9 protein-coding genes are annotated in these 8066 nt (G+C 71.2%); 1 reads left to right on the top strand and 8 read right to left on the bottom strand.

Annotated features, from left to right (window positions below; translation table 11 throughout):
• Window positions 1-53 precede the first annotated feature (53 nt).
• From ACRX5S_RS00905 to ACRX5S_RS00875, 7 genes are all read right to left on the bottom strand, one after another.
• A complete protein-coding gene (locus ACRX5S_RS00905) occupies window positions 54-830 on the bottom strand; it encodes a CbtA family protein (protein WP_436770713.1) in 777 nt (258 codons plus the stop codon).
• A gap of 19 nt (window positions 831-849) precedes the next feature.
• On the bottom strand, window positions 850-1083 hold the full coding sequence (locus tag ACRX5S_RS00900) for a CbtB domain-containing protein (RefSeq protein WP_436770712.1): 234 nt from the start codon (window positions 1081-1083) through the stop codon (window positions 850-852).
• A gap of 459 nt (window positions 1084-1542) precedes the next feature.
• On the bottom strand, window positions 1543-1989 hold the full coding sequence (aroQ, locus tag ACRX5S_RS00895; RefSeq protein ID WP_436770711.1) for a type II 3-dehydroquinate dehydratase: 447 nt from the start codon (window positions 1987-1989) through the stop codon (window positions 1543-1545).
• The gene (gene aroB / locus ACRX5S_RS00890) at window positions 1986-3080 is read right to left on the bottom strand and encodes a 3-dehydroquinate synthase (protein WP_436770710.1); all 1095 of its coding nucleotides are present in this window, start codon (window positions 3078-3080) and stop codon (window positions 1986-1988) included. The genes aroQ and aroB overlap by 4 nt, the downstream gene beginning before the upstream one ends.
• Complete coding sequence (locus ACRX5S_RS00885) at window positions 3077-3709, bottom strand: shikimate kinase (protein WP_436770709.1); 633 nt, start codon at window positions 3707-3709, stop codon at window positions 3077-3079. Before ACRX5S_RS00885 ends, aroB begins: the two co-directional genes overlap by 4 nt.
• A 58-nt stretch (window positions 3710-3767) precedes the next feature.
• Entirely contained in the window at window positions 3768-4952 is a 1185-nt protein-coding gene (gene aroC / locus ACRX5S_RS00880) for a chorismate synthase (protein WP_436770708.1), read from the bottom strand.
• Window positions 4953-5155: 203 nt separating this feature from the next.
• Window positions 5156-5854: a prepilin peptidase gene (locus ACRX5S_RS00875; RefSeq protein ID WP_436770707.1), complete on the bottom strand. Its 699-nt coding sequence runs from the start codon at window positions 5852-5854 to the stop codon at window positions 5156-5158.
• A 327-nt stretch (window positions 5855-6181) separates the two neighbouring features.
• Between ACRX5S_RS00875 and ACRX5S_RS00870 the strand changes: the two genes are divergently transcribed.
• On the top strand, window positions 6182-6958 hold the full coding sequence (locus ACRX5S_RS00870; protein WP_436770706.1) for a hypothetical protein: 777 nt from the start codon (window positions 6182-6184) through the stop codon (window positions 6956-6958).
• A gap of 57 nt (window positions 6959-7015) precedes the next feature.
• Here the strand turns inward: ACRX5S_RS00870 and ACRX5S_RS00865 are convergent, their stop codons facing one another.
• Window positions 7016-7762 (bottom strand): hypothetical protein, encoded by a 747-nt coding sequence (locus tag ACRX5S_RS00865; RefSeq protein ID WP_436770705.1) that lies wholly within the window; start codon window positions 7760-7762, stop codon window positions 7016-7018.
• Between the last annotated feature and the right edge of the window lie 304 nt (window positions 7763-8066).

Genomic DNA, 8066 nt, shown 5'->3' with positions numbered 1-8066 from the left:
CCCCCCCCCCCCCCCCCCCCCCCCCCCCCCCCCCCCCCCCGGCGCGCTTCACCTCAAACGGTCGACGACACCACGGGGCGGCGTTCAACGACCTTGGCCGCCAGATACCCGAACAGCACCCCGAACGTCGTCCACAGGACGGCCTGGACGCCCAGTGACGCGACGCGGAACCGCCACAGCACGGTCGCCGGGAAGCCGTCCGGGACGGTCTCGGGCGACGGCAGCGCCAGGGCGATCAGCGCCACCACGACGACGTACCCGCCCACCGAGGCGAGCACGGCGTTCCCGGTGCCGATCCGCGGCGCGTACCGCCGGGCCAGGTACGCCGCACCCGCCGCGAGCACGATGCTGATCACGATGAGCCCGAAGTACTGCGCCGTGCGCTCGGAAATGGTGTCCGGGTCACCCACCGCGGGCGGTTGGGCCGGGTACTTCAGGAAGGGCACGAGGACCACGGCCACATAGCCCGCCAAGGCCAGCAGCCCCGCGGTCGCCCGGGCTCCGAACGGACCGAGTCGCCCGTACGCGACCGCGAAGACGAGCGCGAACAACCCGCCCACCGCGATCCCGTAGACGCCCACACCGGTCAGCAGGCCGACCGTGCTCTGCACGTCCCGGCTGACGACCTCTTCCTCCTCGTGGGCGGCGGCATGCCCCGCGGCCCCCGCGCCGTGTCCTGATTCGGCCGGTGAGGCCGCCGCGGCCTTCGCATCCTCGAACGAGATGGCGCTCCGCACTTCGGGCTCCCCGAAGACGTACGCGAAACCCCATGCCAGCAGTCCGGCGACAATGCCCACGAGCATGCCCCGGACCAACAAACCACGCATCATGTCGGTGCTTCCCCCGCGCTCAGTGGCAGGGGAACGCGAGCAGGTGCCGCCCGTCGTGCACGAACTCGTGCACCCCGGTTCCGGAGAAGATCGCCGTGGCGCCCTGCTCAGCGCCGACGAAGTAGATGAGGAACAGCATGAGCGCGCCCATGAAGACCGCCCAGGGCAGCACTTCGCGCACCGGAATTCTCACCGGTACGGGTGGGACGCCGGTGGTGGCGGAAGACGGGGTGGGGACAGCAGCCGTAGCCACGGGTTCCTCCTTCGGGGCACGCGCCCGTTCGGTGGCGGCACGACGTGGAGGGTCTGACTGACGGCATCCGCGCTGTCCGGAGTACCCGGGCCCACGGAACCGATCACAGTGGCGCGTCCGCGCCGGATTCCCACCGGCTTCCCCACAGCATCGCGATGTCGTTCGCAAGGTAGGGGTACGGGGATGGCCGCGTCAACGTGTGCACATATGCCGGACACGACGCGCCCACAATCCGCCGTACGAACGCCAGTTGCCCCTCTGCGACCGCACACCCGATCCGCGTCGGGTGCGCACGTCAGGCGGGCTAGTCACCTTCCGGTCCCGTCCGGCCCGGTTACGGCTCGGAGGGAGGTTTCTCCGAGGTTGGCGCAATGTGTTGTGGTGTTCTGCCATGGTGTATTGCACGGGCCTGATATCTGATGATCCATCAGAAACGGCGGCCCCGGACGCGCCGCGCCCTCAGGCTGAGAGCTGGTCGGCCAGAGCCCGCAGGGCCAGGGTGTAGGAGTTGATGCCGAACCCCGCGATCGTGCCGCTGGCCACCGCCGCGACGACGCTGGTGTGCCGGAACTCCTCGCGTGTGTACGGGTTCGAGATGTGCACCTCGATCAGCGGCGCGGTCCGCTGCGCGATGGCGTCGCGCAGGGCGTAGGAGTAGTGCGTGAAGGCTCCCGGGTTGATCACGACCGGAGTGCCGTCGTCCGCGGCCCGGTGGATCCAGCGGATCATCTCGGCCTCGTCGTTGGTCTCGCGGACATCGACCTCGAACCCGAGCTCGGCACCGGTCTTCTCGCAGGCCGCGACAAGGCCGGTGTACGAGGTCGAGCCGTAGACGTCCGGTTCACGACTGCCCAGGCGGCCCAGGTTGGGGCCGTTGAGGACCAGGACCTTGGTCGTCGCCGTCACGAACGCGCCACCTCTCCGTACGCCGCCGCCAGCATCGCCGGGTCGGGTGCCTCCAGAATCGCGGGCTTGGCCAGGCCGTCGAGCACCACGAAGCGCAGCCGGTCCGCGCGCGACTTCTTGTCGATGCGCATCGATTCGAGCAGCTTCGGCCACGCGTCGCCGCGGTACGTCAACGGCAAGCCCAGCGCCTCCAGCACCGCCTTGTGCCGGTCGGCCGTGGCGTCGTCCAACCGGCCCGCGAGGCGGCCCAGTTCGGCCGCGTACACCATGCCGACGCTGACAGCCGCGCCGTGCCGCCATTTGTAGCGCTCGGCCTTCTCGATGGCGTGCCCGAGGGTGTGGCCGTAGTTCAGGAACTCGCGGGTGCCCGACTCCTTGAGGTCGGCGGTCACCACGTCGGCCTTGACCCGGATGGCCCGCTCGATCAGCTCGGCCGTGTGCGGCCCCGAGTGCACCCGGGCGCCCACCGGGTCCGCCTCGATCAGGTCCAGGATCACCGGGTCGGCGATGAACCCGGCCTTGACCACCTCGGCAAGGCCGCTGATGTAGTCGTTGCCCGGCAGGGTCTCCAGCGTCGCCAGGTCCGCGAGCACACCGGTGGGCGGGTGGAACGCCCCGACCAGGTTCTTGCCCTCGGCCGTGTTGATGCCGGTCTTGCCGCCCACCGCGGCGTCGACCATCGCCAGCAGGGTGGTGGGGATCGCCACCCAGCGCACGCCGCGCAGCCACGAGGCGGCGACGAACCCGGCGAGGTCGGTCGTCGCGCCGCCGCCGATGGCGACCACGGCGTCCGAGCGGGTGAACCCGGTCTGCCCGAGCACCGACCAGCAGTACGCCGCGACCTGGACGTCCTTGGCCTCCTCGGCGTTCGGCACCTGGATCGCGATCGCCTCGTAGCCCTGAGCCGACAAGTCCTCGCGGACCGCCTCGCCCGCGACGCTCAGCGCCTCGGGGTGGATGACCGCGACGCGGCGTGCCTTGGTGCCGATGATGCCCGGCAGTTCGCCCAGCAGGCTGGTACCGATCACAACCTCGTACGGCTCGGCGTCGCCGCCGACGCCGATGCGGACGGGCTCGCTCGTTGCGCTCATCGCTCCTGGTCCTTCACTGCCTCGGTTGCGGCGGCCAGCGCGGACGCCAGATCGTCGGCGACCTCCTGCGGGCTCCGCCCGGCGGTGGCCACGACCACCGTCGCCACCTCTTCGTACAGCGGACGGCGCTGCTCCATCAGCTCGCGCCAGCGCGCCCGGGGGTTGCCCACCAGCAGCGGGCGCGGGGCGTCGAGGCCCACGCGGCGTACCGCGTCGGCCAGTTCGACGTCGAGGAAGGCCACGGGGCGGTCGGCCAGCAGCTTGCGGGTCCGCGGATCCATCACCGCGCCGCCGCCCAGCGCCAGCACCCCGGCGTGTGCGTGCAACGCCGCGGCGACCGCCTCGTGTTCGAGCGCGCGGAAGTGCGGCTCGCCGTCGTCGACGAAGATGTCGGGGATCGGCTTGCCGGCCATCGCCTCGATGTCGGCGTCGGTGTCGCGGAACACGACGCCGAACTGCTCGGCGAGCAGCAGCCCGACCGTGGTCTTCCCGGCCCCCGGCGGACCGACCAGGACCACCACGGGCCCGTCTCCACCGGACGCTTCGCCGACGGACGCTTCGCCTCCGGCTGCCGACGCACGTGACGATTCGCCGCCGCTCGCCGACGCAGCCTCGGTCGACTCACCCATGGGGAACCCCCCTCCCTCGGACTTCCCTCGGATCCCGCTCACGCCGACGACTCCGTGCCTACTTGATCTCCAGCGCGTCGAGGTACGCGGCCAGATTGCGCCGCGTCTCGGGCACCGAGTCGCCGCCGAACTTCTCCACGACGGCGTCGGCGAGCACCAGGGCCACCATGGCCTCGGCCACGATGCCCGCCGCCGGAACGGCCGCGACGTCGGACCGCTGGTGATGCGCCTGCGCCACCTCGCCGGTGCGGACGTCGAAGGTCGCCAGCGCGCGCGGGACCGTCGCGATCGGCTTCATCGCGGCGCGCACCCGCAGCACCTCGCCCGTCGACATGCCGCCCTCGGTGCCGCCCGACCGCCCCGAGGTACGCCGCGCGCCCTCGGGGGTGTTGACGATCTCGTCGTGCGCCTGCGATCCACGCACCCGGGCCAGCTCGAACCCGTCGCCCAGCTCGACGCCCTTGATCGCCTGGATGCCCATCAGCGCCGCCGCGAGACGCGCGTCGAGGCGGCGGTCCCAGTGCACATGGCTGCCGAGGCCGGGCGGAAGGCTGTACGCCAGCACCTCGACCACGCCGCCGAGCGTGTCCCCGGCCTTCTGCGCCGCGTCGACCTCGGCGACCATGGCCGCGCTCGCCTCGGGGTCGAGGCAGCGCACCGGGTCGGCGTCCAGCCGCGGGGTGTCGTCGGGCACCGGGACGACGCCGCTCGGGGCCTTCGCGGCACCGAACTCGACGACGTGGCTCACGATGCGGATACCGGCGACGGCCTCCAGGAAGGACGCCGCCACCGCGCCGAGGGCGACGCGCGCCGCCGTCTCGCGGGCACTCGCGCGCTCCAGGATCGGACGGGCCTCGTCGAAGCCGTACTTCTGCATACCGGCCAGGTCGGCATGCCCCGGACGCGGCCGGGTCAGCGGTGCGTTGCGGGCGAGCCCGGCGAGGATGTCGGCGTCGACCGGGTCGGCCGACATGACCGTCTCCCACTTGGGCCACTCGGTGTTGCCGACCATGACGGCGACCGGGCTGCCCATGCTGAGGCCGTGCCGAACGCCGCCGAGGAACGTGACCTCGTCACGCTCGAACTTCATGCGCGCGCCGCGCCCATAGCCCAGGCGCCGCCGAGCGAGCGCGTCCGCGATCGCCTCGGTGGTGACGGGGACTCCGGCGGGAAGCCCCTCCAGGGTCGCGACGAGGGCGGGCCCGTGCGATTCGCCCGCGGTCAGCCAGCGCAAGTTGCCCAACGGTGTTCCTCCAGTGCGGCCCGGCGTCAGTGCCGGGGAACCCCGCCAACGACAACGGGGATGGCCTGACTCGATCCTTTCATGCCCGCGGGCGCGGTCCGTGCGGGCGTCCGAGTAATGGACCGGACGTCGGACGGAGCGCGGGACGTCGGACCGGCGGCATGCGGCCCCTATCCGGCTCACCATCCGGCTGTTCATCCGGCTCACCACCCGACCGCATAAGCGCCGACCAGTTGCTCACCGCAGAGCACCCCGCCCAGCGCCCCGACGAGTATCCAGGGCCCGAACGGGAGGGCGGTGTCCAGCCGCGCCCGCCGGGTCGCCAACAGGACCACCGCGGCGGCCCCGGCGCACGCGAAGGAGAGGAGCGCGCCCGCGATCAGGACGTGCCACCCCAGCCAGCTCAGGTGCAGCCCGAGTACCGCCGCCAGCTTGACGTCGCCCAGACCGAGCGATCCCCTGCGGCACACCGCGACGGCGAAGTGGTACGCGGCGAGCACCAGCGAGCCGAGCAGGGCCCGTGCGTACGCCTCGAAGTCATCGAGCGCAAGCGCCTCCATACCCAAAAGCGTCAGCCCCGCGAGCAGCAGCGAGCCGACAACCGAGTCGGGCAGACGCAACGTACGGATGTCAACGAGGGCCAGGACCACCCCGGCGACCGCCACCAATAAGAAAGCGAGCAGGTCGAGACCGGGCCCGAGCCGCCACGCCAACAGCCCGGAGACAGCGCCCGTGAGCACGCCGAGCACCGGCGCCACCGGCACTCTCGGCCAGGCCGGCCGCCCGACCGCCACCCCCACCACCGTCACCCCGGACATCCCCGCCACCAGCCTTTCGACAGGCACCCGCAACAAAAGCCCCGCGGCGAAACCGACCGCGGTGCACACAAGCGTTGAACTCATGAACACAGAGCAGACTTTACGGTGGATGACCGACCGGTGACGTTGAGTTATCAACAGGTGTCACCGCTCCGGTTCTTCTGTGGAAAAGCCACCCCCTGGAGACAAACGCGCCCCACCCGACGCAGCCCACTTGAAGCAGCCCACCTGAAACAGCCCGAGCCCACGGCGCCCGCCGACGAGGCGGCGGCAGCGCAGCGCGGATGGCAGGTGTCCGATCAGCGGCGCGACCGATGGACAGGCATACGGCTCTGCGCGAACCTGGCGGGCCGACCGGCGAACGAGCGAAACGCCGGGCGCGTCCGAACCTCCACGGAAGGAAGCCGGTTGATGCGTCTCCGAGCACGTTTCGCCGTTGCCGCGGTACTGCTGCCCCTGTTCGCCGCCACGGCCGCATGCGACTTGAACCCGAACAAGAAGGAGAAGACCGAGGAGAAGCCGCCTTCCGACGCCGCGAGTTCCCCGGCTGCCGGCGGTTCGGCGGGCGGCGTCCCGTCCCCCGTCAAACCCTCGCCGCGCACCGCCCTCACGGCCGCCGAACTCAAGGCGGCGCTCGTCACCACGGTGAAGGGCTGGCAGGTCATGACGAACGACCGGGAGACCAACGCAATGTCGACCGAGAAGGCCGACAACCCCGACTGCCAGCCCCTGCTCGACCTCGTCGCCCCGGTACCGGAGATGCAGCCGGACGCGACCGCGAACGTCACCCTGAGCAAGTCCGGCGCTCCCGGCCAGATCAACCTGGGACTGGCGCAGTTCGCTCCCGGCAAGGCCGAAAAGCTGTTCACGGACGCCGCTGCGGCGCTCCCGAAGTGCGGCCAGTTCACCGGCACCAACGCGAACGGCTCCCGGATCGACTACACCGCCGCGGGCACCGGCGGCGCATCGCTCGGCGACGCGACCCTGCGTATCGAGTTCACACGCGCGCAAGGCGCACGCAAGAGCACGTTCGCCATGGTCATGGTGCGCAGCCGCACCGCCGCGATCCAGGCCATGTCGATCGACTTCGTCCAGCCGGGGAAGACCACGCCTCCGCTCGCCATCTCGGACGAACTCCTCACGATGCAGCTCGACAAACTGGCCGAGGCCCAGCGGAATCTGGGATGAGCGCCGGTGTTGCGGGCCCGGCCCCGGGCTCCCGGCCCGCAACGCCGAAACCGGCCGTCAGACCTCGGCCTTCGCGGCCACCGCGGTCGCGAACGGCGTCATGCTCTCCTCGAAGAAGGCCCCGAGGGTGTCCCGGGTGAACGGGTACTTTTCGAAGAGTTGCGCGTCGGTCCCCCAGGCCATGTCGATCTTGAGCAGATAGCTGTCCTTGCGAACCAGGGCGTAGACGCGGTCGGTGGACTGGTCGCGTCCCTTGATCAGCACGCCCTCGGTCCACGGCCCGTTCAGCGGCGTGGGGATGTTCTCCACGTTCAGGTGCTTGTTCACCTTGGCAACGCGGTCGTCGAACTCACCGTCCGCGTAGGCGGCCGAGGAGTACGCCAGCACCGAGGCATCGAACCGGGCGTTCGCGGAAGGCGTCGGCGAGCCGCCGGCGCTCGTGCGGAGCGACGGCAGCTTCAGTTGTGCGGAGCACTGGGGCCCCGCCGGGTCGAGCCCGACCCCCTTGCCGATCTCTTTCGGGTCACCCGGGACGAACTGCGTCTTCATGACGTCCTCGGCCATCCGCTTCACGTCCAGCAGATCGCATACGGTCATCACGGCGATCTCGGAACTGGCGTTCTTCGCGGCCTCGCTCGCGTCCGCCTGGGCTCCCCCGCCTCCGCTACTGCCGGTGGTCTCGCCTCCGTCGGCGCCGTTGCAGGCGGCGACGGAGAGCAGCAGGCCTCCGGTGAGGACGAGGTTTGCGGCGAGGCGGCCGCGGCGGATCCGCGCGACCGGAGTCGACAAGGCGAACTTGGGCATGCGTCACCGGATTTCTCTGCTGAGTGGGGGCTTCTTCGGTGTCGCAAAACACTACCCACGGCCCCGACCTACGGGGCGGCCGCTCGCTGTCGGCCGTCGACGGCAGGAATCAACTGCGACCAGGTCGCCTCCCTCGGCAGCACGGCGCGACCCGGCCGGCCTCTCCGACAAAGCACCTGGTCACGACCGGTACGCGAGCCGCCCGCCGACCACCGGTGCCGCGCACCGCACCCCATGGGAAGGCGCCCGGGGAAGGCCTCGAACCACCACAACGCGCACGCCTCACGACCGCGCGTCGACGCGG

It is taken from the genome of Yinghuangia sp. YIM S09857, from assembly GCF_051388915.1.
In the GTDB taxonomy this organism is placed as follows: Bacteria; Actinomycetota; Actinomycetes; order Streptomycetales; family Streptomycetaceae; genus Yinghuangia.
This window is presented reverse-complemented; position numbering and strand designations above follow the sequence as displayed.

Excerpts from the sequence above, each read along its gene's own strand:
- ACRX5S_RS00905 (WP_436770713.1), bottom strand. The coding sequence starts at position 830 with ATGATGCGTGGTTTGTTGGTCCGGGGCATGCTCGTGGGCATTGTCGCC.
- aroB (WP_436770710.1), bottom strand. The coding sequence starts at position 3,080 with ATGAGCGCAACGAGCGAGCCCGTCCGCATCGGCGTCGGCGGCGACGCC.
- ACRX5S_RS00885 (WP_436770709.1), bottom strand. The coding sequence starts at position 3,709 with ATGGGTGAGTCGACCGAGGCTGCGTCGGCGAGCGGCGGCGAATCGTCA.
- ACRX5S_RS00875 (WP_436770707.1), bottom strand. The coding sequence starts at position 5,854 with ATGAGTTCAACGCTTGTGTGCACCGCGGTCGGTTTCGCCGCGGGGCTT.
- ACRX5S_RS00870 (WP_436770706.1), top strand. The coding sequence starts at position 6,182 with ATGCGTCTCCGAGCACGTTTCGCCGTTGCCGCGGTACTGCTGCCCCTG.
- ACRX5S_RS00865 (WP_436770705.1), bottom strand. The coding sequence starts at position 7,762 with ATGCCCAAGTTCGCCTTGTCGACTCCGGTCGCGCGGATCCGCCGCGGC.